At 28.5% G+C, this 25,500-nt stretch carries 26 protein-coding genes; 7 read left to right on the top strand and 19 right to left on the bottom strand.

Annotation, left to right across the window (positions count from 1 at the left end):
* Positions 1–135: 135 nt before the first annotated feature.
* The 9 genes from KEC93_RS09625 to KEC93_RS09585 all read right to left on the bottom strand — a co-directional run bounded on the left by KEC93_RS09625 (position 136) and on the right by KEC93_RS09585 (position 8,900).
* Entirely contained in the window at positions 136–1,203 is a 1,068-nt protein-coding gene (locus KEC93_RS09625; RefSeq protein WP_077869516.1) for a hypothetical protein, read from the bottom strand.
* Positions 1,184–2,080 carry an ABC transporter ATP-binding protein gene (locus KEC93_RS09620; protein ID WP_077869517.1) on the bottom strand — a complete coding sequence of 299 codons (897 nt, stop codon included), beginning with the start codon at positions 2,078–2,080 and terminating at the stop codon, positions 1,184–1,186. The genes KEC93_RS09625 and KEC93_RS09620 overlap by 20 nt, the downstream gene beginning before the upstream one ends.
* A complete protein-coding gene (locus KEC93_RS09615) occupies positions 2,064–2,462 on the bottom strand; it encodes a GntR family transcriptional regulator (RefSeq protein WP_065418001.1) in 399 nt (132 codons plus the stop codon). The genes KEC93_RS09620 and KEC93_RS09615 overlap by 17 nt, the downstream gene beginning before the upstream one ends.
* On the bottom strand, positions 2,455–2,982 hold the full coding sequence (locus KEC93_RS09610; RefSeq protein ID WP_065418000.1) for a hypothetical protein: 528 nt from the start codon (positions 2,980–2,982) through the stop codon (positions 2,455–2,457). The genes KEC93_RS09615 and KEC93_RS09610 overlap by 8 nt, the downstream gene beginning before the upstream one ends.
* Positions 2,983–3,184: 202 nt before the next feature.
* Positions 3,185–4,681 carry a glutamate/gamma-aminobutyrate family transporter YjeM gene (gene yjeM / locus KEC93_RS09605; protein ID WP_077869518.1) on the bottom strand — a complete coding sequence of 499 codons (1,497 nt, stop codon included), beginning with the start codon at positions 4,679–4,681 and terminating at the stop codon, positions 3,185–3,187.
* 244 nt (positions 4,682–4,925) lie between these two features.
* The gene (locus KEC93_RS09600) at positions 4,926–5,330 is read right to left on the bottom strand and encodes a YmaF family protein (protein WP_077869519.1); all 405 of its coding nucleotides are present in this window, start codon (positions 5,328–5,330) and stop codon (positions 4,926–4,928) included.
* Between the two features lie 248 nt (positions 5,331–5,578).
* Positions 5,579–6,856 carry an FAD-dependent oxidoreductase gene (locus tag KEC93_RS09595; protein ID WP_011969204.1) on the bottom strand — a complete coding sequence of 426 codons (1,278 nt, stop codon included), beginning with the start codon at positions 6,854–6,856 and terminating at the stop codon, positions 5,579–5,581.
* Positions 6,853–7,842 (bottom strand): sulfide/dihydroorotate dehydrogenase-like FAD/NAD-binding protein, encoded by a 990-nt coding sequence (locus KEC93_RS09590; protein WP_077869520.1) that lies wholly within the window; start codon positions 7,840–7,842, stop codon positions 6,853–6,855. The genes KEC93_RS09595 and KEC93_RS09590 overlap by 4 nt, the downstream gene beginning before the upstream one ends.
* Before the next feature lie 203 nt (positions 7,843–8,045).
* On the bottom strand, positions 8,046–8,900 hold the full coding sequence (locus tag KEC93_RS09585) for a D-alanyl-D-alanine carboxypeptidase family protein (protein WP_017209626.1): 855 nt from the start codon (positions 8,898–8,900) through the stop codon (positions 8,046–8,048).
* A gap of 141 nt (positions 8,901–9,041) precedes the next feature.
* Here KEC93_RS09585 and KEC93_RS09580 point away from each other — a divergent pair, with 141 nt between their 5' ends.
* A complete protein-coding gene (locus KEC93_RS09580) occupies positions 9,042–9,584 on the top strand; it encodes a DUF2953 domain-containing protein (protein WP_111944715.1) in 543 nt (180 codons plus the stop codon).
* A gap of 23 nt (positions 9,585–9,607) precedes the next feature.
* Positions 9,608–10,078, top strand: coding sequence for a GerW family sporulation protein (gene ytfJ, locus KEC93_RS09575; protein WP_011969200.1), 471 nt, complete (start codon positions 9,608–9,610; stop codon positions 10,076–10,078).
* A gap of 166 nt (positions 10,079–10,244) precedes the next feature.
* Here ytfJ and scpB read toward each other — a convergent pair whose 3' ends face one another.
* From scpB to KEC93_RS09555, 4 genes are all read right to left on the bottom strand, one after another.
* Positions 10,245–10,835 (bottom strand): SMC-Scp complex subunit ScpB, encoded by a 591-nt coding sequence (scpB, locus tag KEC93_RS09570; protein WP_026015690.1) that lies wholly within the window; start codon positions 10,833–10,835, stop codon positions 10,245–10,247.
* Positions 10,828–11,574: a segregation/condensation protein A gene (locus KEC93_RS09565; RefSeq protein WP_039771839.1), complete on the bottom strand. Its 747-nt coding sequence runs from the start codon at positions 11,572–11,574 to the stop codon at positions 10,828–10,830. The genes scpB and KEC93_RS09565 overlap by 8 nt, the downstream gene beginning before the upstream one ends.
* A 426-nt stretch (positions 11,575–12,000) precedes the next feature.
* On the bottom strand, positions 12,001–13,191 hold the full coding sequence (locus tag KEC93_RS09560) for a D-alanyl-D-alanine carboxypeptidase family protein (RefSeq protein ID WP_039771837.1): 1,191 nt from the start codon (positions 13,189–13,191) through the stop codon (positions 12,001–12,003).
* A gap of 177 nt (positions 13,192–13,368) precedes the next feature.
* Positions 13,369–15,558, bottom strand: coding sequence for a DNA topoisomerase III (locus KEC93_RS09555; RefSeq protein WP_077868384.1), 2,190 nt, complete (start codon positions 15,556–15,558; stop codon positions 13,369–13,371).
* Between the two features lie 561 nt (positions 15,559–16,119).
* Here KEC93_RS09555 and KEC93_RS09550 point away from each other — a divergent pair.
* Together KEC93_RS09550 and KEC93_RS09545 are read left to right on the top strand one after the other, a co-directional pair.
* The gene (locus tag KEC93_RS09550) at positions 16,120–16,611 is read left to right on the top strand and encodes a hypothetical protein (RefSeq protein WP_077868385.1); all 492 of its coding nucleotides are present in this window, start codon (positions 16,120–16,122) and stop codon (positions 16,609–16,611) included.
* Between the two features lie 126 nt (positions 16,612–16,737).
* Positions 16,738–16,893, top strand: a complete 156-nt coding sequence (locus tag KEC93_RS09545; protein ID WP_011969194.1) for a hypothetical protein — start codon at positions 16,738–16,740, stop codon at positions 16,891–16,893.
* A gap of 159 nt (positions 16,894–17,052) precedes the next feature.
* Here the strand turns inward: KEC93_RS09545 and KEC93_RS09540 are convergent, their stop codons facing one another.
* The 3 genes from KEC93_RS09540 to glyA all read right to left on the bottom strand — a co-directional run bounded on the left by KEC93_RS09540 (position 17,053) and on the right by glyA (position 19,399).
* A complete protein-coding gene (locus KEC93_RS09540) occupies positions 17,053–17,301 on the bottom strand; it encodes a hypothetical protein (protein WP_011969193.1) in 249 nt (82 codons plus the stop codon).
* A 126-nt stretch (positions 17,302–17,427) separates the two neighbouring features.
* A complete protein-coding gene (locus tag KEC93_RS09535) occupies positions 17,428–17,943 on the bottom strand; it encodes a cysteine hydrolase family protein (protein WP_011969192.1) in 516 nt (171 codons plus the stop codon).
* Between the two features lie 220 nt (positions 17,944–18,163).
* Positions 18,164–19,399, bottom strand: coding sequence for a serine hydroxymethyltransferase (glyA, locus tag KEC93_RS09530; RefSeq protein WP_077868386.1), 1,236 nt, complete (start codon positions 19,397–19,399; stop codon positions 18,164–18,166).
* A gap of 347 nt (positions 19,400–19,746) precedes the next feature.
* On the opposite strand from glyA, the gene KEC93_RS09525 reads away from it, so the two are divergent.
* The gene (locus KEC93_RS09525; RefSeq protein WP_017209635.1) at positions 19,747–20,505 is read left to right on the top strand and encodes a threonine/serine exporter family protein; all 759 of its coding nucleotides are present in this window, start codon (positions 19,747–19,749) and stop codon (positions 20,503–20,505) included.
* 64 nt (positions 20,506–20,569) lie between these two features.
* The gene (locus tag KEC93_RS09520; RefSeq protein ID WP_017209636.1) at positions 20,570–21,019 is read left to right on the top strand and encodes a threonine/serine exporter family protein; all 450 of its coding nucleotides are present in this window, start codon (positions 20,570–20,572) and stop codon (positions 21,017–21,019) included.
* A 10-nt stretch (positions 21,020–21,029) separates the two neighbouring features.
* Here KEC93_RS09520 and KEC93_RS09515 read toward each other — a convergent pair whose 3' ends face one another.
* Both KEC93_RS09515 and KEC93_RS09510 read right to left on the bottom strand, forming a co-directional pair.
* Positions 21,030–21,587, bottom strand: coding sequence for a hypothetical protein (locus KEC93_RS09515; RefSeq protein WP_077723651.1), 558 nt, complete (start codon positions 21,585–21,587; stop codon positions 21,030–21,032).
* A gap of 76 nt (positions 21,588–21,663) precedes the next feature.
* Positions 21,664–22,323, bottom strand: coding sequence for a DUF6483 family protein (locus KEC93_RS09510; RefSeq protein ID WP_023975068.1), 660 nt, complete (start codon positions 22,321–22,323; stop codon positions 21,664–21,666).
* Positions 22,324–22,548: 225 nt separating this feature from the next.
* Here KEC93_RS09510 and KEC93_RS09505 point away from each other — a divergent pair, with 225 nt between their 5' ends.
* Positions 22,549–23,091, top strand: a complete 543-nt coding sequence (locus KEC93_RS09505; RefSeq protein WP_017209639.1) for a DUF4489 domain-containing protein — start codon at positions 22,549–22,551, stop codon at positions 23,089–23,091.
* Positions 23,092–23,147: 56 nt separating this feature from the next.
* On the opposite strand, the gene gshAB is transcribed toward KEC93_RS09505, so the two are convergent.
* Positions 23,148–25,496: a bifunctional glutamate--cysteine ligase GshA/glutathione synthetase GshB gene (gene gshAB, locus KEC93_RS09500; protein ID WP_077868387.1), complete on the bottom strand. Its 2,349-nt coding sequence runs from the start codon at positions 25,494–25,496 to the stop codon at positions 23,148–23,150.
* Positions 25,497–25,500: the final 4 nt, after the last annotated feature.

Raw genomic sequence — 25,500 nt, 5'->3', positions numbered from 1 at the left:
TATTCGATACATATATTTTTTGTTCTTTATGATTTAAATAAAATATGAGAACCATCTACAAGTATCCTTACTGCATATGATTCTCACTAAATTAAAATTTATAAATATTCTGTTTATCAAAACTTTTTTTATCACCTAAACTATATTTTTTAATATTCTTTTTATTACTTTATAGGCTATAAATCCAATTAAAAGCATGCATATTATATCTAATCCAAGACCCTTTATTAAGTCTGATCCTATTAATACCATAGAATTTCCATTCTTCCGCTGCAAACTATGAATAAAACTTTCAGTTAAAAACAATGATGCAAATGATCCAGCCGCTGTTGATACTAATATCAGTAAAATCTTTTCATTATTTTGTGATGAAAATATCTTATTAGCGTTTTCTAGTTTATACTTATTTTGAACTACACTGTAAACAATGATCATAATTATAATAATAAATAAAATAATTACTGTTTCAATCCACAAATTTCTGATTATTATATCTTTAACGCTAATCCTATCAAATACAAGCTCAAAAAAACCTCTTCTTAATTTACCGTTATAATCTAACCCTATTATTTTATCCAATAAACTATAATTCTTATTAACTCCAAAATATACAAGTATCGAACCAACTTTAACTATTACTATAAAAATAGATGCAGGTATTATCGAAATCATACTAATAAACCCTATTACTGAATTAGAAAACATCAAATCTATTATTAACATAAACATTATACCAATAATTCCAAGTAAGATTATTTTTGAAGTTTCTATAATAACTATGTTCCAATATCCTTCAACAACGGATATAAATTCAACATTACCGAAATATGATACTGTTGCAATATAAACATAAGTCATTACAAAAAGTATTAATGTAATTAAAAGGCATATGAATTCATTATATCTAATCTGCTTTTTAGTATATGGTCCACTGCATAAAAACATTTCAGTATTTCTCTTATTAATTCCCTTTGCTATAAAATATATGGCTACAAATATAATTGATAACATAAAATATTCATTACAAACATTCGTATAATAGTAATTATCAAAATTGTTTGCAAGTCGATTTCTAACATCATTTAAATTGCTCTTTATAATTTCATATGCTACAGCGCCCCATACTAATAGTCCTATAGCTATAGCAGCTTTAGCAGAATTGAACCATGCATATAACAATCCTTTATTTAAATATTTTTTCATCGTTATCCTCCTTATCAACTTTATAGATAAAGATATCTTCTAGGCTTAGATCTATTTCTTCAATAAATAAAGGTTTAAACTTTTCTAAGCTTTTTATAAACTCCTCATCATATTCATCAGTTATTATAGTAAATACTCTGCCAACTCTACTAATTCTAAATATTCCCTTAAGTTTTAAATCTTCTTCATAAACAGGCTCATCAAAAGCCACTTGTATCTTTTTTATCTTATTCTTCATATTTTCCACAGAATTTTCATATGTAACTATGCCTTTATCTAAAATAGCTACATCATCACAAATTCTCTCAAGCTCATTTAAATGATGAGAACTTATTATTATAGTTATACCATTTTCAAAAACTTCATCTGCAAATATCTTTAATAATTTATTCTTTAGTATTGCATCTAGTCCTGATGTTGGCTCATCCAATATTAAATATTCAGCATGAATAGAAAAAGCTAGCATTATGGAAAGTCTCATCTTCATTCCTTTTGATAATTGGAATATATATTTATTAGTTTGAACTTTAAAAATTTTATTTAATTCATTAAATTTCTTTTCATCAAAATTTTTATATGAATATTTGTAATACTTTAATATTTCGCTAACTTTAAAATTTGTTTGCATGATATTCTCATCAGCTACATAGCCAATCTTATTTTTGACGTCTATATTATCATAAACATCTTGCCCATCATAAAATACATTTCCTGATGTCCCTTTATAAATTCCTGTTAAGCATCTTAAAAGTGTAGTTTTTCCCACGCCATTTGGTCCTATAATTCCAAATATTTTATTTTTATCTATTCTAATATTTATATTTTCCAAAATTTGTTTCCCATCAATCTCAAAGGATAAATTATTTACTTCTATCATTATCATCCACCCCTAACTCGGAAAATATTTGAAGTGCCAACCTTATAAATTCTTCCTTACTAACGCCCCCATAACTTGCCTCAAGTATAATTTTTTTTAATTCATTTGAAATGTGCTCCATTTTTTTCTGATCCCCCTTACCTTCATAATTAGATGTTATAAAAGTTCCTTTTCCCCTTAAAGTTTCAATTATACCTTCTCTTTCAAGTTCACCATAAGCTTTGCTTATTGTATTGGGGTTTATCATAAGTATTGATGCCAACTCTCTAACTGATGGTAATTTCTCTCCCATCTTTAAAGCTCCTTTTAGAATAAGTTCCTTTATCCCAAGTTCTATTTGTTCATAAATAGGAGTACTACTCCTAGGATCAATTCTAAGCATTGTCATTACCTTCTACATAAGAATGATACATAATATAATCAATTACTAAACCTTCCCCCTCATCTACGAGGACTAAGTTAACTTTTAGCTTTTGTGGTCTATCATCTTTTTCTTTTAGAGATCTGTAATTATATGCATCAACAATTAAACTTACTGGTTCTTCTCTTGTTATCGGACGTCTTTTAGAAAAATTATTTCGGAATCCATCATATTCACTTAGCATTTCATTTTTATCCTTTTCATTAAGATCACATACTTTTTCTATGTTTACCTTCGAAAAATTAAACTCAAAATTAGTTAACCTTTTTCGTTCTGAAAAACATTCTTTAAATTCATTTGTTTCAGTTAACTTTCCGGTATCATCAATTGCTTTTAACTGCTTATCATTTAGCTGATCTAGAACTTCATTTATAGTTTCAAAATGCTTCTGCTTTTGATAAATCTTATTATTATCCATCGCAAGAAAAGCAGTAACTATAATGACAATTCCAAACATAATAATTATCGTTGATTTTTTCATAAACTTCCCTCCTAATTGTATTAAGTGTACTAACTCATATAGTACACTTGAATTATAAAACTCATTTCTTGCTTTTTCAATTAATAATTGTTTAACATTTCTTAATTTTTCCTTAATATACATAATGTAACCGAAAATATTAATAATAAAAATAACTAGAGATTTTAACCCCTAGTTATTTTTACTATGTACAAACAATTTTCTAAATATCTTTTTTCTTCTCTCCATTAGCATAGATTAATAATGCTGCTACAGCAAAAACTACAGGTCCCGCAATCATAGCAAATGTCGATTTGTAATCCCCATGGATTGCCGGCTCGATAATTGTAAAGAAATTTGCGAATCCAACCACTGCCGTAACTATAACTCCTATAAATATAGCAAATGATTTACTTTTCAATATTATAAAAGGCTTCTCTATATTATCTTTTTTTCTAAATGATATATACGCACTTGATAAAAATAAATATGGTATAGTCATTGCGACATTAGTCATTAATACTAACATTGTGAAAAATAATTTTGCACTGCTTCCTCCCATAGAAACAAATAGCACCATAACTGCTACTATAATAGTTTGAATAAACATTGCATTTATTGGCATCTCGTTTTCATCAATAACAGCCATCTTTCCTGGCCAAAGTTTTGCTGGCGTTCCTTCTATTAACTGTTTAAGTGGAGAATATGATAGTGTAAAAAATGCTCCTGTTAATGCTAAAAACATTGATAATCCAACAAACCTAGCTACCCAATTTCCAACTTGTATAGATAACGAATTACTTAACCCCATTGAACTGCCCAAAGTATATCCTAAATTATTCATAACAACATATGCAACGTTTGCCATATTGATGTTTTCACCTGAAAGAGTGCCTGCCCAGTTTGTAAATATTCCAATCAAGAAAATTCCAAGAGAATAACCAACAGAAATTATAGCTGCTGCCATTAAAATCCCCTTAGGAAATGTCTTCTCTGGATTTTCAGTTTGATCGACAAGTCCACTCACAGCTTCGATACCACCATATGCAAATAAAGCAAAGACTAGGAATGATAAAACTGAACTAACATTCTGATAAGCTGGATTTGGTGAATTAACAAAAGACATTGTAGATGTAATTTCCTCTCTAAATTGTCCCTTATTTAATATAGATATTATAATTGCCCCTATTATCAAAACTATGTTTAGAAGTGCTACCGCTATTCCTCCAACTGATGTAATCTTAGTTATTTTGCTTATTCCTCTTTTTGATATAAGATATGTTGCAGATACCCATATAACACCAAGTACCCCTAAAACCTGAGTTGAATTCAATCCAAGTATTCCCCAATTTGATGTAGTATCTATTCCAAATATTGTATTTGATAATGGAATCCAAATAGTAGAACATATATTTATCATCCATACTACATAAGAAGAATACCACATGAAAACTCCTACAAAGGCAAACTTAGGGCCCACAGACTTCTCCATCCATGAGTATATACCACCTTTTTCATCTTTAAATGCAGATCCATATTCTGCCATCATGAATGCAAATGGTATAAAATATGTTATCCCTCCTAATATAAACCAAGGAATTGCACCATAACCCATAAGATAAAAAGATCTTGGCATATTAGCAAATCCGAAAACTGATGTAAAGATCATCAGAATTAGTGTAATTAATGTTAATTTCTTTTGTTTATTATTTTCTGCCATTTTTGTTACTCCTTAATTTTAAATACTTAACATATTCAAATAGAATGAATAGTATTTTTATTTATTATTTGCAATTTTGATGTACTTTTATGCTATATTTAAATATTTAAATACATTATAAATTCTTAAAGAATAAAAAAACTAATTAACCACACTCTATTTATACTAGAGTGTGGTTAATAGCTATGACGACTCATATTTGTTTATGCAATAATATATGCAAATAAAATATCTTAATTTATCGTTAATTTCTATCTGGTACATTAGATGGATCGTCAATTAGAGTAGTAAAAAAATAATCGTGATCATGCCCATCATTGAATGATGTTTGCCCTTGAACTATATGAATATGCTTATTTCGTGAAATATAAATCGCTGGACCAGTTGTAATGCAAACTCTATGATTATGATCATTAAATGTGTCTGTGACTTCTTCGATTCTATGAACATGAGATAGTCCAACCCTTATTGCTGGGCCAGTAGTACCAGCAATACGATGATTGTGTTCTTCACAATTCTCATCTTCTTCATAATTTGTGCTTGATAGAAATTCATGATTATGATCCCTATACCTATAATAATTATCACCAAGTTGGTTTCCTCTATAATGACGACCATAAACAATATCGCAATTATTATTGTTGCTCATATCTAATTCCTCCTCAGTTTTTATATACTATATGTTATGTACGATCATATGATTGGTGTTAAAAAGCCGAACTTATTTCATCTATCTTTCTAATTAACTAAAGTTTAATTAACGTCAACTTATAGAATAAATTTTCCTAACTTATTTAAATTAATGCTTAATGTACGTTTCTTTATAAAAATAAAAGACATGATTTTAAATACCATGTCTTTTAAATCTTTATAACTTCCTCTTAATTGTAATAATTATTATAATAATTTTTGGCTAAAAACATTATCTAAATTTACTTTTTGTATTCTTTTTGTAATTTCATCTACATCTATTGTATACAGACCTAATTCTTTCATCCTATTAAAATATACTGAACCTGCGAAAGTATATCTATCTTTTCTTCCTTCTCTAGTACTCGCCTTTTCATTCGCGTAAGTTATCATATCTCCGATTGCTATAGATGAAGGAAGTATCAAAAGCGGCATTCCCATAGCCAATCTTACCGCATTGTGTCCAGCTAAAGCACCAGTACACATTGCTTCCGTATGACCAACAAATAATCCACTTTTCTCACCTGCACAGAACAAATTATCTACGCCAATTACCTTTAAGTCATTAGTTCTTGGTGCAACTGATAAATACCTAATTGAGTTTCCTTTACTTCCTGCGTATGGATCAACATATTTAGCATTTTCTAATCCTTTTATTTTCCTTAGTTTGTATAACGGATAGTAAGTTGTCATTAGCTTTGCATGTCCCGTATCCAAGAGTATGATATTCTCAGCAAATTCTTTGAGCGCATATTGTTGGCATACTTTTGTACTTAATTTATCATAATTTATATCTTCCTTAGGAACTTTTAAAACTACAACACCTTTAGAATCTAACTCATTTCTTATTTCATCTGACAAACTTTCTTTAGCCAATTTACAAGAACCAGAGAACGCCCCTAAGATATCATCTCCTCTTTCTCCTTGAATATCGGAAACTCCACATCTTTCACTAATACTAATTCTAGGCCCAAAAGCAGGACATCTTAAAACACACATTGAGCAGCCATTTCCATAACGCAAGCAATTTCCCATAGGCCCGGTAGTTCCTGTTGTCTCTATAAATACGTCACCTTCTATATAAGTTCCATCGCTAAGATAAGCACCTTTTATTTTTTGTCCATCAAAATTTATGTCATTAACTCTGCTCTCCATCATTAGATTTATATCTAATGATTTCAAATATTTGCTAACAACTCCCTCTATTAAATTAACATTATAAAGTGTAGCATGTTTATGTCCTGGAAAATCTATATTTTTATGAGTTGAAATTTCATCTGTGATCTTAATCAGATCTCCTCCGCCAAGAGCTATTAATTCTTCTGCAGCAGTATATCTACCATTATTACGCATTATTCCACCTACATTACCAAGTCCAAGTAACAAATCTGTCTTTTCGATTATAGTAACATCTGCTCCAGCTTTTTTACTCGAAATTGCTGCCGCGCATCCAGACCAACCTCCGCCAACAATAATAACCTTCATATAAATCTTCTCCCTTCAAAAATACTTCTCGGGTCAGCCTGTTCTTTGCAGAATCTTTTTACTCTGTGACCTGAAAATCTTGATGTACATGCTCCACAAATTCCTTCACCGCAGCACATCTTAAAATTATTACAACATGAAAGTGAGACATCATTTCTATTAATGTCGCTTAAATAATTAATAACACCATAAGTCAAGATATCGGCTCCTGCTACATGAATATAATTAGTTCCATTTTTAAGCGAATCCTTAATCAATACTTTTGCATGATCTGAGAGCTTGCCCGTATCCAGTAGTGAACATTCTGATACCTCTATTTTATATTCAGATAAAATTTCTTCAGAAAAATTTTCCTCAAATGGATCTTTATCGATTATTATTTGTATATCATTATTTTGTGAAATTAACTTTCTTACTACAGGTATCATAGGAGCTAATCCAATACCTCTTGCAAGTACTAATGCTTCATTATTCTTTTGGGCCAATATATTTTTAATTCCAAAAACACCATTCCAGTAAGGTCCACGTATTACTATGTTCCCGCCTGTTTTAATATCTAATAATTTAGCAGTTTTAACCCCTCTAATTTCAACAGCAACCATGATAATGTCACTTTCTATATCTGAATTCATTATAGATATCGGAACATCGAAATAAGTATTTCCATCAGTTCTTATAAATATATAACTTCCAGGCTTCACCAAATCTATAACTAATTTATGAGGAGCTTTAAATTTAATTATCACTAATTCATCATTATAATTTAGTACCTCTGTCACATTACATTCAAAAGTTTTACGCCCTTCTTTTGCTTTATTTCCATTATTATGGAGTTCTTGATATATACAAACCCCCTTCCAATTCAAACAATCACAAAAAACTTCTCCTTGGCATTGGGAACATGTCAAACACTGCCCATACTCTGCAAGTTTACATGGACAATACTCCGTTCCCGCATCTATACAATCAATAGCTTCTTTTACCATTTTTTCTCCTTTAGATAAAATTGCTTCTAATATAAATTATTTTAAAATATCTAATTTGACACAAATATAATTGTTTAAAATTATTTATTTTCCAATATTCTAATCTATACCTTATACTCTAATGATTTATTTTTGATTTTCTAAATATTTTATTTAATAATAAAAAAAGTAGATAGTAATAAAAAACTATCTACTATTGCTTACTAAACCAATTCTTTAACTGTATGATTCCCAAATGCTACTTTCTCTAATACATAATTATATATTTTTTCTGTCACATTCCATCTATCTGGACAATTTAAAACTACAATTATCACATCTTTGCCATTATTATTAATTGATGAAACTAAACACTTACCAGCTTGGCCTGTATATCCTGTTTTAACACCATTAGCTCCTGGAATTCTCCACAATATTTTATTTATGTTATTATAATCTCTTGTAAAATTATACTTTTCTTTTGAGATTTGTTTACTTCCTACTACTTCTCTAAATAGATCATAATCCATGCCCTTAGCAGTAAGTATCGCTAAATCATATGCTGAAGAATAGTGTTTACTACTATCCAATCCATGAGGAGACTCAAAATGTGAATCTAATATTCCTATGCCCCTAGCATAATGATTCATTATTTCCGCAAATCCTTCTATTGATCCCCCTAATTCCTCGGCAATAGCTATTGCTGCATCATTTCCCGACTTAAACATTAATCCAAAAACTAACTCCCTCAAAGTAATTTCTTCGTTTTCTTTATATCCAACTGTAGACCCTCTTATACTAGCTGCTTTTTTACTTATTACTACTTTTTTATCTAGATTACCTTGTTCAATAGCTATTAAAGAAGTAAGTATCTTTGTTGTACTTGCCATTGGAACTATTTCATAAGCATTTTGTTCAAATAAAACTGCATGACTTTCCTTATCCAATGCAATCGCAGATCTAGCATTTACCCTTAAATTATTACCTTTACCTTTGGCATTTGCATCTATACATATTATTTGAGTACATATAAGAATTAGTGCTATCAATGAAGTGCATTTACTAGTACCTTTTCGCATAATTAATCACCTTCTAAACTTACTATTTGGTTCTAGTTTACCTTTAAAATTAATTTTTAAACCTAATTTTGATAATTTTCTAGGTTTATTTTTTTATTATTAGTCAATAATTATGGAGTAGATGTAGTTTGGAGGAATTTTATGAAATTATTTTATGTCTTTTTAGTGGTCTTATTAATATTTTTTATTCCTATTCCCATTAAATTTAGTATTTACTATTCTACCGTAGATTATTATATAAAATTATATGGATTTAATCTTATCTCTAAAAATAAGAAAAGAATAACACGTATAAAAAAACTCAAAAATTCACCTTTAATTAAAAGTAAGCATAAATTTTTTTCAAAAATTAATAGTAAAATAAATTTCAAGCATCTGATTTCTACTTTAAATAATTTAAAATATAGGCCACTGTTAAAAATAAATTTATCTATGGAATACTCACTAAACGATGCTGCGAGAACTGCAATTTTCTATGGAGTCATATATAATACAACATCATTAACTTACATTCTCCTTAATTACCTTTTTAATATAAAGAAATTTAATTTTAAAATAACTCCTGTATTTGATGATAATTTTTTACTAAAAATTGAAACTTCAAGTATAATTTTCTTATCACTTGCAAACATTATATATATAATAATTAATTTATTAAAAAATAACGATAAACAAGGGAGGTGACCCCTTAATAAAGGGGATTTATTATGTCAAGTGAACAACATGTAGAAAACTTAATGAAAAGTACCATGGAAAATCTTAAGGATATGATTGATGTAAACACAGTAATAGGGAAAGCCATAGAAACAAAAGATGGAGCTTATATCGTTCCTGTTTCAAGATTAAGCTTTGGATTTGCTTCTGGTGGAAGTGAATGTCTAAATTTAAAGCAAAATATCACAAGCACAACATTTCCTTTTGGAGGCGGCTCCGGAGCAGGGGTTTCTGTTAAACCTGTAGCATTCCTAGTTGTTAAACAAGATGGTGTTAGAATGCTACCTGTAGATCAAGATACTACATATGATAGAATTGTGGATACAGTTCCTCAAATCTTAGATATTGCAAAAAGTTTAGTAAAAGATATATGTGGAAAGAATAAAAAATCTGCTACTGTCAATACTACTACTGTTGATAATAATTCCGAAGAATGTTATTGCAGTGATAGCGATAATATTTAAATTGCTCCTAATTTTTAATTCAAGAGAGAAATAGTTATTTAATAATACACTATTTCTCTCTTAAATTTAATAAAATAAATATAAAATATCTAAAAATAGATTTTATTGTTTTTCAAAATTTCAAGTATTAATATATTTATAAATTCCGATGATATATCCTTAAATTTTATTCCTGTCCATGATCTTCCTGAACATCTTCTTGCCCAAATAAATCTAGAGAAGGAAGTTCTTTTAAATCTTTCAATTCAAATTGTCTTAAAAATTCATCTGTTGTTCCATATAAGATTGGTCTACCAGGCACTTCTAGTCTGCCAACCTCTTTTATAAGATCTTTTTCTAAAAGCCTTTGGAGAGCACTCTCTGATTTAACTCCTCTAATTTCATCAATATCAATTCTTGTTATAGGCTGCTTATAAGCAATTATGGCTAAACTCTCTATAGATGCTTGTGATAAAGATTGTCTTTTGTTTTTCTTCAAAAGCTTCTGTATATAATCAGAGTTTTCAGCTTTCGTAACTAACTGGTAACTTCCTTTAATACATATTATTTTTATTCCTCTATTATCATTTTCATATTCTTCCATCATTTCATGTATGATAATTTCAATAAGTTTATTTTTTTCTTCAAGATGGTTAACCAAATCCTGCAAACTTAATGGTTCACCACTAGCAAATAGTAAAGATTCTATTGCTGATTTTAAAGAATTTTTTTTCTTGTCATCTATAAATGGAATTTGAATCCCTTTATCATTACTCATCATCTGTTCTCCTTTCAATCAATATATTGCTAAAATTTTCGCTTTGATATACTTTGATCATCCTCTGTTTAATCATCTCTAGCAATGCCAAAAATGTCACAACACACTCTAATTTGCATTCACAATTTTCGATAATCTTGTGAAAGCTGCTTACCTTCTCTGTTTTTAACTTGTCCATAATATATTCTAACTTATCTTCTATTTTATATTTATCCATATATATTTTTTTCTGAATTATGTTATTTCTATTTTGCTTATTATTATATATCTCAAGTAAATTATTATATATATTAAACAATTCTATAAGACTTATATTTTTTAATAAATCTTTTTTATCAGTATCATCTCTTTTTTCTTCTATTACCTCTGGTTTCTTTCCATATATCTCGCCAGCACTAGTATATCTGTCTTTTAAAAATACTGAAACCCCTTTTATTTTCTTATAAAGAATAAGTTTTTCTAAAAGCTTTTTCTCATCATCTTCTTCATCATCTTCTTGTTTTTTAAGCTTCGGCAACAAATTCTTAGATTTAATTTCTATTAAGGTAGCCGCTACTACAATAAACTCAGAAGTTATTTCTAAATCCATCTTTTTCATTTCATTAATATAATTCAGATACTGATTAGTTATTTCATATATTTTTACATTATATATACTCATTTGATTCTTTCTTATTAAATGCAATAGAAGATCAAACGGGCCTTCAAAATCATTAATTTTAATCTTTGGAAGTTCCATATATATCTTTTTTACCTCCATTATGAATTATACTTAAATTATAACTTTAAATCTAAATAATAAGTACTATAATATATAATAACAAGTTATAACATCTAAAACAAGAATCATTAATATATATATATGTTGCAATTCACAATTCACAATTACGGCTAAAATTCTTGCAATATTTTTAGAATTATAATGAAGAATTATTTTTGCAATATATATATTTTGAATAACAAATTTACATTTGAAATTTTCTTAAGTTAAATGTTTCACTTAAGAACAATATATAAGAGCTAATTAAAAATATGTATATTATAAAAATATAAAACAAGCATAGCTAAATAAATTTAATTAAATTTATTGTTTAGCTATGCTTGAATTATTTCTTATTTATAGTTTTACAAGAAAAATATAAAATTCATAATGTTTTTTATCGGGCTATACACCTTTTTCGAATAAGTTTTTAATATTATATTTTATATTGTCAATTATATTGCCTTTCTTCACATCTCTATCGCAATATATATCTACTTCTCCCACTTTTTCGCTACCCAAATAAACTTCACATTTTCCAACTATATCTCCTGCTTTGTATTCTTTTTGTAGTTCATCTATAACAATTTTCTTATCTAAATCTTTATTACCACCCTTAGGAATTATAACATTTAAATCATCTTTTGCCATTGCCATAAAGAACTTATCTGTTTGTTCATCCATATATACTTTATCTATTTCTTCATCTTTAGATACAAGTTTTTTACCTTCATACTTTGAGAATCCATAATTAAGTAAAACACCCGCATCACGATTTCTTATTTTGTAAGTTGGTGCTCCCATTATTACAGATAGCATTCTTACTCCATTTCTTGTTGCTGTAGCGCTAATACAGTATTTAGCTTCATCTGTAAATCCAGTTTTTAGCCCGTCACATCCTTCAAAAAACCTAACTAATTTATTGTGGTTTACTAGTTCTATTGGAGATTTTCTTCCTTCTGATATATTATCCATATAAGTTCCTGTGTATTTCAATACCTTTGGATGTTTCAACAACTCTTTTGACATTATTGCTATATCTTTTGCCGTAGACATATGTCCATCAGCTGGTAATCCATTGCAATTTTTAAATGTTGTATTAACCATTCCAAGCTCTTGAGCCCTTTTGTTCATCATATTAACGAAGTCTTGTTCTGTCCCTCCAAGATATTCTGCAAGTGCAACTGCAGCATCATTTCCAGACGCTATAGCTACACCTTTCAAAAGTTCTTCAACAGTTCTTATTTCTCCAGTGTCTAAAAGCATTGTACTTCCGCCCATTTTCTTAGCATTTTCACTACAAGTTACTTTATCATCTAATTTAATTTTTCCACTATCTACAGCCTCCATTGTGAGCAACATAGTCATAATTTTTGTTACAGATGCTGGTGCAAATTTTTCATCTGCATTCTTTTCATAAAGTACTTTACCGCTCATTGGTTCCATTAATAAAGCTGATCTTGCTTCAATATTAGTTCCATCTGATTTTACTTTTTCATCTGTATCTACAGCTTTGGCTAAGTTAATTGGTAAAAGTAATAAAGTAAAAATAAATATCAAAGTAAAAGATATAATTCTTTTTGCATTATTTTTCATAGTTACTGCCTCCTTTCAAAATTAGTGTTACCATAAGAAGAAATAATATAACAAGTAATTCTAATTTTCTTAACAATATGACAATATTTTTAACTTATGCATAACTACCGAAATAAAGGGTATAAATATATTTAATAAAAAACTTCTAGTAACTTTAAATTACTAGAAGCTTTTTTACTATTTATCAAATTTTATATCGCCTAATAATGCGGCAAAAGGATTATCATTAAATTCCTCTGCTTCTTTCTTCATTTTCTTCATATAATTATTCACTTCTCTTTTATCAATCTTTCCATTTTTCTCAAATCTCTTCTTAAATTGAGAAGCTTTTTCTCTAAAATTGCAGTTACTGCCAGGGCATACGTATATTGCTCCCTCACCATTTCCTCTTAGTTCCAATTTCTTCTTGCACTCTGGACATCTAGCATTTGTCACTCTAGCTACACTTTCTCTATATCCACATTCTCTATCTTGGCAGACATTCATTACTCCATTTTTACCTTTAACCTCTAATAGATACTTGCCACAATTAGGACACTTCTTTCCAGTTTTATTATCATGAACAAACTTATTATTTGTACCTTTAACATCTTCCACTAAAGCAACTGAATAGTTTTTCATTTCTTTTATAAATGAATGATCATCTCTTTTTCCTTTTGATATTTCATCTAATTGGCTTTCCCATTTAGCCGTTAAAAGTGGTGATTTTAAATCCTTTGGCACAAGTTCCATTAATTGTTTTCCTTTTGACGTAGGAATTATTTCCTTGCCCTTTTTTTCTATAACAAATGAATTAAATAATTTTTCAATAATATCTGCTCTTGTAGCAACTGTTCCAAGGCCACCTGTTTCACCTAAAGTTTTAGCAGCTTCCTTGGAAACATTAATATATTTATGAGGACTTTCCATCGCTGATAAAAGAGTAGCTTCTGTAAACCTAGCTGGTGGTTTTGTTTCACCTTTCTTTATATTAACACTCTCTACTCTAATATTGTCCCCAATAGACACTGTAGGAAGAACTTGCTCTTTTATTTCTTCTTCATCACTATCTTCTTCTAATCTATCATAAAGCTTTTTCCATCCTTTAGCTTTAATAACTTTTCCTTTAGCTACAAGCTTTTCCCCCTGAACCTCTACCTCTATTGTGGTTTGAATATATTCAAAGGGTGGAAGCATAACGCTTAAAAATCTTTTAACCACTAAATCATAAATTTTTCTTTCTTCAGATGATAAAAGTGCTAAATTAGGCTTTTGTTCTGTTGGAATAATAGCATGGTGATCACTTACCTTTGAATTATCTACAAAACTCTTATTGCCAATTATTTTTCCTTTAAGTAGTTCTTCTGCTACAATTCTATATTCTCCAATAGAAATTGCTTTTAATCTATCAGGAATAGTAGCCACAATATCAGTAGTAATATATCTTGAATCTGTTCTTGGATAAGTTAATATTTTATAATTTTCATAAAGCCTTTGCATTATGTTTAATGTCTGTTTTGCAGAATATCCCCATATTTTATTTGCATCTCTTTGAAGTTCTGTTAAATCATAAAGAGCTGGAGAAAACTTTTTCTTATTGGCTTCATTTATATTTACTATTTTCCCCTCTGAATTTTTTAGTTTTGAAGCTACCTTATTAGCAAATTCTTCATCAAATATTCTCGAATTATTGTCTTTATTTACCCATGCTAAGTTAAATCCCCTAGTTTTTCCTTCCAAAGTATAATAAGTTTTTGGTTTAAAATTTCTTATTTCATCTTCTCTTAACACAATCATAGATAATGTTGGAGATTGAACTCTTCCTGCTGATAATTGTGCATTATATTTACATGTCAAAGCTCTTGTCACATTAAGTCCTACAAGCCAATCAGCTTCTGCTCTACATACTGCTGCTTTATAAAGATTTTTATAAGCTGCACCTGGTTTTAAATTTCTAAATCCATCTAAGATTGCTTTTTCTGTTTGAGATGAGATCCATAATCTTTTAAGCGGCTTTTTCACCCCTGATTTCTCCAAAATCCACCTAGCAACTAATTCCCCTTCTCTTCCAGCATCTGTAGCAATTACAATATCGCTAACATCATTTCTCAATAATTGTTTTTTTACTTCATTATATTGTCTCCCTGTTTTTTTTAACACCGTAAGTTTCATATGTTTAGGAAGCATTGGGAGTGTTTCCATTTTCCACTCTTTATATTTATTATCATATCCTTCAGGATCCATAAGCCCAACTAAATGCCCCATTGCCCAAGTCACTATATATTTACTACCTTCTATATATGAACCTTTATTTTGGTTACACTTAAGAACTTTTGCCAAATCTCTCCCCACTGATGGTTTTTCTGCTAATACTAATGTTTTACTCATTTTTTCTCCTTGTCGATAAAAAATTCAATAATAAAAATTTATTTCTTATCATTGTTTATTTTCTATACTTAATTTTATTTTAGTAAAATATATATTTCTCAAATTAATCATATTTATTTTACAAATTTTAAGACGTCTTATCGTTTATTTAATTATTCTAGTATATGATTATCAGTATGATTTTTAATTACTTTATCATTATACAACGTTTTTCTTGATAATCCTATTATTTTGAATCAACTATTCTCAGCTTAGTCATTTTAAAATCACTAATTCTTTACACCCACCATTATTTTTCAATAATTAACTTGAATTTATGATTAACCCTACTATCATAGATGCTTAATGACCATTTTCACTGTACTGCTATCATATAAATATAACTCATATCTACATAGTCTTTGTCAAATAATTAGTTAATTATTTAGCTTATAATTTGTTTTAAAGTAAAAACTCAATTCTATTCAAACATATTTATGTATATATTTAAATATACTAACTTAATTTTATTATAAATTTATATAATAATAACTTTAATGTTCATTAATAAAGGAGGTTTTTATGGGAACTAAAAGATGGATTGCCAATGTAGATAATATAAATTACACTATAGAATATTCTAAAAATTTTTTAAGAAAGACCCTACTAGTAAATAACATTCCTGTAAAACTTCAAAGCTCTAAAACTTTTGGAGTTACACGCGAGACTACATTTAAACTAGGAAGTAAAACCGCTATTCTGGTAAGTATAGATAATAACTGTGATATTGCTATTAATGGTACATACTTAGATTCAGGAAAAAACTATGTCCAAGTAAAATACATGCCTGGCTGGAATTTTATATTTTTAGGCTTAATTTTACTTATCTTTATACTCTCTTACGATAGTCTATGTTCTGCACTTTTTACTTTAACAGGTTTTTATTTTCTTATAAGAGTAAGTATAGAGCCATCTTTAAATACAAGGCAGAGACTTCTAATTTGCTCATTTATAACATTCTCCATGCATTTGTTTTTTTGGGGTGTTTTATTTGTATTAATTTCTATTTTGTAATATTTTCTTGCAAAAGGATTATAAAATAGAATATTATTTTTTATAATATCTATACTAAATTTACCACAATTAATTTTTCTTAATGTAGACATACTATATATATAATAAATTAAAGGAGATGATTTTGTGGACAATAATAATAATAAAGATTATTCAGAAAGTAATTTTTTAAGAAATGGTAACAAAACTCAAAATCAATATGCGAAAAGTAGTTACAATACAACAATAAAAAAGCCTGGAAGAAATGAAAGTGGTATTGAAGCTGAAAAAAGAGGATTTTAATTTCCGAGCCAAATTAACATATTAATAATAAATTTCCCCTAAAAATCTATTATGCTTTTTAATCTAAAATAGAAGAAGTTTCATATAGTTAAATCCTTACAACTATATGAAACTTCTTTTATTCAATAAGTACTTGAAAATATATAATTCTAATTTAAATCATTTATAAATATTATACTCATCTAATAATCCTAAGATTCTTTTTACCGCATGCTTTGCATCTTTAGGTAATCTTTCCATAGCTTGTTCCCTTTGACTTTCATCACTAATTTGAGCTATTTGAATAACTCTTTGCTGAAGTCCTGGCACCTTGTTTAATTCAGATACAGCTTTATTAAATTTATTAGCAAAGTCAGGATCTTGTTGCATTCTTTGTTGAACATTCATGATTAATTGATAAGGATTCATTAATTTTTCCTCCCATAAAACCTTCTTTCTTCATAATATATATTATTCTGAAATACTTTAAATGTTCATGAGAAATTTTTAAATAAAATATTTATAAAAACTTAATCTTAATTTTATTAGTTTTTTTCATATATAAGCTACTCCGATTGACTTTAATTTGTTCGTTATTCTACGATATTTTTCATTATTAATAATTCCTATGCTATTGCTGGGTATGATAACATTAAGTCCAATCTTAACAGCACTTCTTGCAGTCTTAAAAATACATTCATTATTATCAACTCCAACCAACTCTATTTTACTCACTTCATTCTTTTTCATGAATTTCACTAAATTACTATTTCTAAAAGCACTTGCAAATTGTTTTTCAAAATAATTTTGCGATACTATCTTAATCCTCTTATCCAATTTGGCCCCTTTAGTTCCTACAAGACCGTATCCAAAAAACTTCTTATAAAAAAAATTATTAGGAAGTACACTAGCAATATAAATTACTATATCTTTATTTCTCTGATAAAATATAATTTTCTTATTTATATTATTAATAAGATTATCTACATCTTCAAAATTAAATCTCTCTTTATTACGCTGTTCACCAATAAAATCTTCTTGAGCATCAATAATTAAAAGTGCTTTTTTCATCTATCTCCTCATCTTCCACATAAATCATATTATATTTTCAAAATCTCTTATGTAAATTCTAAACCTCACTTTATTTTATTATTATCTTAAGTATTTAATTACTTATTTAAGTATAAATAATAGAGACAATAAAAATAATAATTTCTATTTACTCTTTAGAATTCTAGATAAATATAACAAGAGGCTTCATATAAATGAAGCCTCACTATATCCTTATTACTTAATTGTATAGTGGATGTTTATCGCATAAAGTTTCTATTCTAGTTTTAAGAGCTGATAAATCTCCATCTCTATTCTCTATTGCCTCTGATATAACCGCTGCAATTTCAGCCATATCATCCTTTACAAAACCTCTAGTTGTTATCGCTGCTGTACCAATTCTGATTCCTGAAGTTACAAATGGACTTCTTGTTTCATTAGGTACTGTGTTTTTATTAACAGTTATTCCAACGGAATCTAATAAAGCCTCCGCTTCTTTTCCTGTTATGTCTTTGTTATTTAAATCAACTAAGAATACATGGTTATCTGTTCCACCTGATACAATTTTAAAACCTCTAGCTATTAATTGTGCTGCAAGTTCTTTGCAGTTTTCAACTACATTTTCTCCATATGTTTTAAAACTTGGATCTAATGCTTCTTTAAAACACACAGCCTTAGCAGCTATAATATGCTCTAGAGGACCTCCTTGTATTCCAGGAAATATGTTTTTATTTAATACTTGAGCATATTTCTCTTTACAAAGTATTAACCCACCTCTTGGACCTCTTAAAGTCTTATGAGTTGTTGTTGTTACAAAATCAGAATATGGCACTGGTGATGGATGAACACCTGCAGCAACAAGTCCTGCAATATGAGCCATATCTACCATTAGTAATGCACCAACTTCATCAGCTATTTCTCTAAACTTTGGAAAATCTAAAATTCTTGCATATGCGCTTGCACCAGCAACTATAAGCTTTGGCTTATTTTCAATAGCTAGCTTTCTTACATTTTCATAGTCAATCATCTCAGTTTCTTTATCAACTCCATAAGATACAAAGTTAAACAATTTTCCTGAAAAGTTAACTGGAGAACCATGAGTTAAATGTCCACCATGGCTCAAATCCATACCCAATACAGTATCTCCTGGTTCTAATACTGCAAAATATACAGCCATATTAGCTTGTGAACCTGAATGAGGTTGAACATTAGCATGCTCTGCCCCAAATAATTCCTTAGCTCTATCAATTGCAATTTGTTCTATTTCATCTACAACGTGACATCCTCCATAATATCTTTTATTTGGATATCCCTCAGCATATTTATTAGTTAAATAAGAGCCCATAGCTTCCATAACAGCCGGACTTACAATATTTTCTGAAGCTATTAATTCTATTCCTTTTTGTTGTCTAACTAGCTCTTTCTCAATTAAATCATAAATTTCTTTATCTTCTCTTTGTATATTTTCAAAATTCATCTTAATAAATCACCCCAATATATTTTTGTTCCCTAACGGGCACGAGAAACCACTTTAACATAGTATAAAATATGTACAAGAGTTTCACTTATATTCAAATTATATGTTTTCTTACTAAATTTATCAACTATTTTTTATATTTTTATATTTCCTTTAGTAGAATTTGTTATATTTTATATTATCTTATAGATTCAGTCTACTATATTAATATGCTTAACTTCCAATGATTTTATCCGCTGATAACATATAATCTTTCATTATTAAATATTATATAACTTACTCCTATAAGAATTATTTATTATGTGCTATAATTCATTTGTTATAAAAAATATATTGGAGAAAAAATTATGGACTTAAATAAATTACTCAAAGTATCTACATTGGCTGGAAAAATAATGCTAGAAAGTGGTGCTGAAACTTATAGAGTCGAAGAAACCATTAGTAGAATATGTACTGCCTTTGGTGCTCATACAGTTGATAGTTTTGTAATACCGACAGGGATAATTGTAACAGTCACTTATTACGATGAGGTTGCTACCCTTGTTCAAAGAATTATTTCTAGGGGTGTTGATTTACATAAAGTAGATTTAGTCAATGATCTTTCTAGAAAAATACAAACAGAAACTATTGATATAAATGAATTTAATAAAGAACTTACAAACATATCGAATAGCCATAGGTACTCTAACTTAACCACTTTATTGTGGTCTGCTCTTAGCGCAGGATGCTTTAGTATTATGTTTGGTGGAAATCTTAAAGACTTTATTTCTGCAAGCATAATTGGTGCAGTAATAAAAATCATTGTTGTTATATGCCAAAAATTAAATATAAACGAATTTTTCACTAATTCCTTAAGTGGAGGATTGTGTGCATTTTTAGCTATAGCATTCATAAAATTAAATTTATCTAATAATTTAGATAAAACTATTATAGGTTCTATTATGCTTCTTGTTCCTGGGCTCACAATTACTAATGCAATTAGAGATACTATAGCTGGTGACTTTTTATCTGGTATAACAAAAGCCTCCGAAGCATTTTTAGTTGCGGTTTCTATAGCTGTTGGCACTGGTGCAGTTTTAAGCCTATTTATAAATAACTTAGGTTAATTCTAATCCAAATAATAAGCTAATAGAATATATTTCATTTTTATTATAATATTTAGGAGGTTTTATGCTAACACAAATTGCAGTCTCATTTTTAGCATCCTTAGGCTTTGGAATAATTTTTAATATAAAAGGAAAGAATTTAATATTTGCATCTATAGGTGGTGCTATAAGTTGGTTTTCTTATCTTTATTTAAAAGAAAATTATATAGGTGATATCTTATCATTGTTTATATCCTCAATACTATTTAGCATATATTCAGAAATTTGTGCAAGGCTTTTAAAAACACCTGTAACAACTTTGGTAATTTGTGCACTTATTCCACTAGTTCCTGGTTCTGGAATGTACTATACAATGTACGAAACAATAAGTGGCAATATAAACCGTGCAGTAGAATTAGGGTTAAATACATTAGCTAGTGCTGGAACATTAGCATTAGGGGTAATATTTGTATCTACTATAACAAAACAGGTAACAAATTTAAAAAAAGTTAAAGAAAAATTACTAGAAAAATAAATTAACTGGATTATTTTTCTAGTAATTTTTTAATCTCTTTTATTTCTTCTCTTAAATCATTTAATGATAATTCCAAATGGTTTATCTTACTATCCATGTCCTCTTCTGAATTTTTCTTCTTAATATCATTTGTTGATTTATTAGGTTTATTTTTGCTTGAGTTAGTATTTTGCGAACTACTACAAAACGGATTACTTACATTATAACTTTTAGGATTAAAGTATATTCCTGGTCCTCCTTGGAAATATTGCTGCTGGGCATTATATGTCTCTATTACTTGGCCAACTAATTGCAGCCAATTTCCTAATGCATTTTGAACATTGAACGGAAGCCTTCCTGATAATATATTTCCCAATATCTCTCCTATAAGAATAAATAGCTGTGGATCTACATCTTGAAATCCGTTTGGAATATCTCTACATTCTGAATTTTCAAACTCATCCTCTGTTTTATCTCCATTGTCATTTTTACCACAACTACTATATCCACAAGCTCTCGCTAGATTCTCAAAATCATTCCATCCCTTAAACTCCATAGTTTCCTCTAAATTGTAATTACTTTTTATCATTATATTATTTATTTTTAGCAATGTTCCTATAATACCAACAGCAAGTCATTTCTACTTACTTCATTTAAGTAAAGATTTATAAACCAAGTCTTCTTTCAAGCTCCAAAATTCCATCTTTAACTTCCTCTATAGGAAGATTACCTTCCGCTAATTCATCGTAATCTTTTTCTTTAAGTCTGTTGTAAAATTTAATTCCTTCTAAAATAATGCTACCATCATTATCAGTCTTTCTAAGAATATAAAATAAGGTATCCTCTGCTCTATCAAACTTATTAGTCAGTTCATATATTCTAAATATTTTCTTGTCTAAATCTAAGGAAAGTTCATAATTAATTAATTCATCTGCTACTTCTGTTGCTTCATAAAGATATTTCTCATTTATCTCATCATCTTCAATATAAGCCTTATAAAAACCTTCTAGTGACTTTTCATAATATTGAATTTTAGCGCTTTCATTATTTTCCTTATCGCTAATAAGTCCTTGAAGTTTCATAAGACTTCCAAATGCTATAAATTTTTCTGCATTATAATGCGTTTCTTTACCTATAAAACTTTCTATGCTGCTGAAAGAAAATATGTCTATAGTTCCTATATCGATTCCTACGAGAGCCTTAAGTTTTTTGTTTATTTTTTCTTTAGCTTCTCCTATATCACCCTTTACTATATCCTTTCTTACTTCTTCATTTGTTAATGTTAAAGTATTCTCTATCTCTTTCATATAATCATTCTTTATCATTGAGTCGCACCTCATCTTTTAAATTATTAGTTAAATTTGTATATTCCTAAAATATAAATACCTTTGCATTTAATTATTATACTCATAAAAATTTATAAAATATTAGATTTTCTAATACATCACATTTTTATACATTTCTCATACAATATAATATAAAAAGAATCTCTTACAACTAAATTATACGGAGAAAAACTTGATAAACTTATGATAGTATGGAGGTAATTTATGAATATTATTTGTGAAAATGAACATGATTATGATTGCTACGATACTCGTCCTAGCTGCACTTATTCTGACAATCGTCCTAGTTGCAGATGTTACAATCGTGCCCCAGAGCCTGGTAGAGCTTTACTAAATGTTGGTTCTGGTGGAGTTGGACCATTGCCTATAATTTCAACACCATTATCTAGACCTATACCTGTAGCTAGTGTTTCTCTAGATACTACTAACATGTGTAATCCTAAAGTGCTTTTAACATTTACTAGCATAATTTCTTTACCTGTAGATATTTTAGTAAATTTAAATTTCACATTAATAAAAACAGTTGGTGATGGAGCTCCTCAACCAATAGGTGGAACATTTACTTTCGCCGAAACAGTTAGTGTCTTAGAATCTGAATCATTTAGTTTTCAATTTTGTGATTGCAATCCAGCTTATGCTAATACGACTTATACAGTTCAACTTGAGCCAACTAGCTTAATTTCTGTAACAGCTGGATTAACTATAACTAATGCAGTATTATCAGCTTTAGCTGTTGAATCTCTATAATTATAGCTAATTATATTAAAGGGAGCTCTTTTGAGAGCTTCCTTTATTTTTATATTTTAAACGAAATTTAATACCCTTAATATTTCTACACCAATTTCTCTTTCCGTACCTTTATAAGGATAGCAATGAATATGAATTGCAGGATTAAAATTTAGTTCGATTATTGAGTAATTAGAATTTTCGTCGTTAAAATTTTCAAGCATCATGTCAACTCCACAAATTCTTGCGTTTACAGCATCCGCTGCATTTACAGCTATTATTTTAAACTTTTCAGGAATACTATCAGTATAATCTATACTATCTCCTCCAGTGCTTATGTTTGAATTCTCTCTTAGATAAACAATTTCGTCTTCCTCAGGGATATAATTAAAATCTTTATTTTGTTGCTTTAAAAATAATTCTGCACTTTCATCTAAAATTATCTTTTCAAGTGGTGTTACATAGTGATGACCTCTTAACGGATCCTGATTCTTTATTTCCACTAGTTCCTTAATAGAACTGACTCCATCCCCTTTAACATTAGCTGGAACTCTATGAAGTATTCCTGCAACTTTACCGTCTATAACTAAAAAACGATATTCTTTTCCCTTAACAAATTCTTCTATGAGAACTGTATTATCATATTTAAATGCGAGTTCAAAAGCCTTTTTAATACTCTCTTCATCAGCGCCTTCTTTAAATATACTTATACCTATCCCAAAATTTGTTGATTTTGGTTTAATAACAACTGGCTTTTTAGTAAATTCTTTTATTATATTAAAAGACTCATTTATTGAATTTACCTCAATTCCTTTTGGAACCTTAATACCACTATCAGAAAGAACTCTTTTAGTCACGCTCTTATTTTCCATAATTAAAGCAGTTATATAGCTATCTTTTGATGTTTTAGTTGCCTGCTTAATATATTCTACTTTATTATTCTTTCTAAGTGATATGAAATTTTCGAATTTATCCAAAACTTCAACTTCTACTCCTCTTTTAATGGCTTCTTTCATTAATATTTGAGTAGATAGCTCTAATTCTTCATATCCTTCCAATTTAAATCTGTTTTTATAAGAATTTTCTTTATATTTTTGTGCTATATCTAAATGGGCATTGATATATCCTTCTTCTTTTACTTTTTTTTCAATTTTATAAGCATATGTTAGTTGATTATTCTTAATTTTTTCGATCATCAAGTCAATAATTCTTTCTTTTCCAAGATTCAATTTATCATTAATATCTCTTATATTATTTAATATTTCTACTCCCCAATGCTCTTTGGAAATAAGCTCTCCATCTTTCTTTAATAAAACATCTTTTTGTCCTAGTTTTGAAATTATATTTTGGTTTTCTGTTCCCTCTTCCTGCCATCTATCATAGTCAGTTTCTTCATTAATTAGCAAAAACAAATTAAATACTTGAAGAAAATACAGATCATCTAAGCTTATTCCTCCTTTTTCAAAAGGATTAATATCAATACTTCTATATTCTAGATATTGGATTCCATCTTTACTAAGTGAATTAAAGAAATCACTTGGATCTTTTGGTTTAAGCCTTACACAGCTATATAATTCTTTATGGCTTCCTATAAGCTTATCGCTTACAAATCTCCTTAAACTTTCAATATGCTCATCAACAGAATTATAATTAGGATATAGATCTATTTTATTCTTATACCCACATTCACTATTTCTATAAGACAAAGCCCCTTCATTTGAAAAACTATCATGTGCAATTTCCTTAGATGAATTCATACAAGGTCCCATATAGCTTTTGTCAACAACTCCACTTGCTCCTAAAAGATAGATAATAATCCACCTATACCTCAAGTAATTTCTTGTAACCTTTAAGTATAAGTTATTTTTAAACTCCTTGTATCTCAATTTCTGATTTTCATTAAATATTCCACTAAAAATCTTATGAGTGTTCTGTCTTTCATATAAACAGTATAACTTTCTCAAGAAATCATCATCAAAGGAAAAATTATAATGGATACCGCATATAAGCTGTTTTTTACCTCCATATTTTTTTATTAAATTTTCTCTGTAACGTCTAGCTTCTCTACCTTTTTCATTGTCACCATATTCTGCAATTCTAATTTTATCATCGGTAGGTACTATTCCCGGCATAGACTGTGGCCATAAATATTCATCCTCAATTTCCATTGCAGCAATATCATATAGCACTCTAGAAAAATTATATGTTTCTTCTATATTTTTAAATGGTGGTGTTATAACTTCTATTTGACTTTCAGCAAAATCCGTAGTTATATATTTGTTTTCCACTTTCTCACCAAACACTGCTGGATGCCTTTTAACTGATAACTCCCCTTTATTATTTACTCTTAAACTTTCTCTTTCTATACCATAATTACCTTTTAATAATTCAAAAGGTGTAAATAATTCTTTAAGTTCATTTAACATTGAC

Origin of the sequence: Clostridium beijerinckii (assembly GCF_018223745.1) — a bacterium.
Classification (GTDB): domain Bacteria; phylum Bacillota; class Clostridia; order Clostridiales; family Clostridiaceae; genus Clostridium; species Clostridium beijerinckii.
Note: the sequence above shows the minus strand (reverse complement) of the source record. Positions and strands in the feature narration are given on the sequence as shown.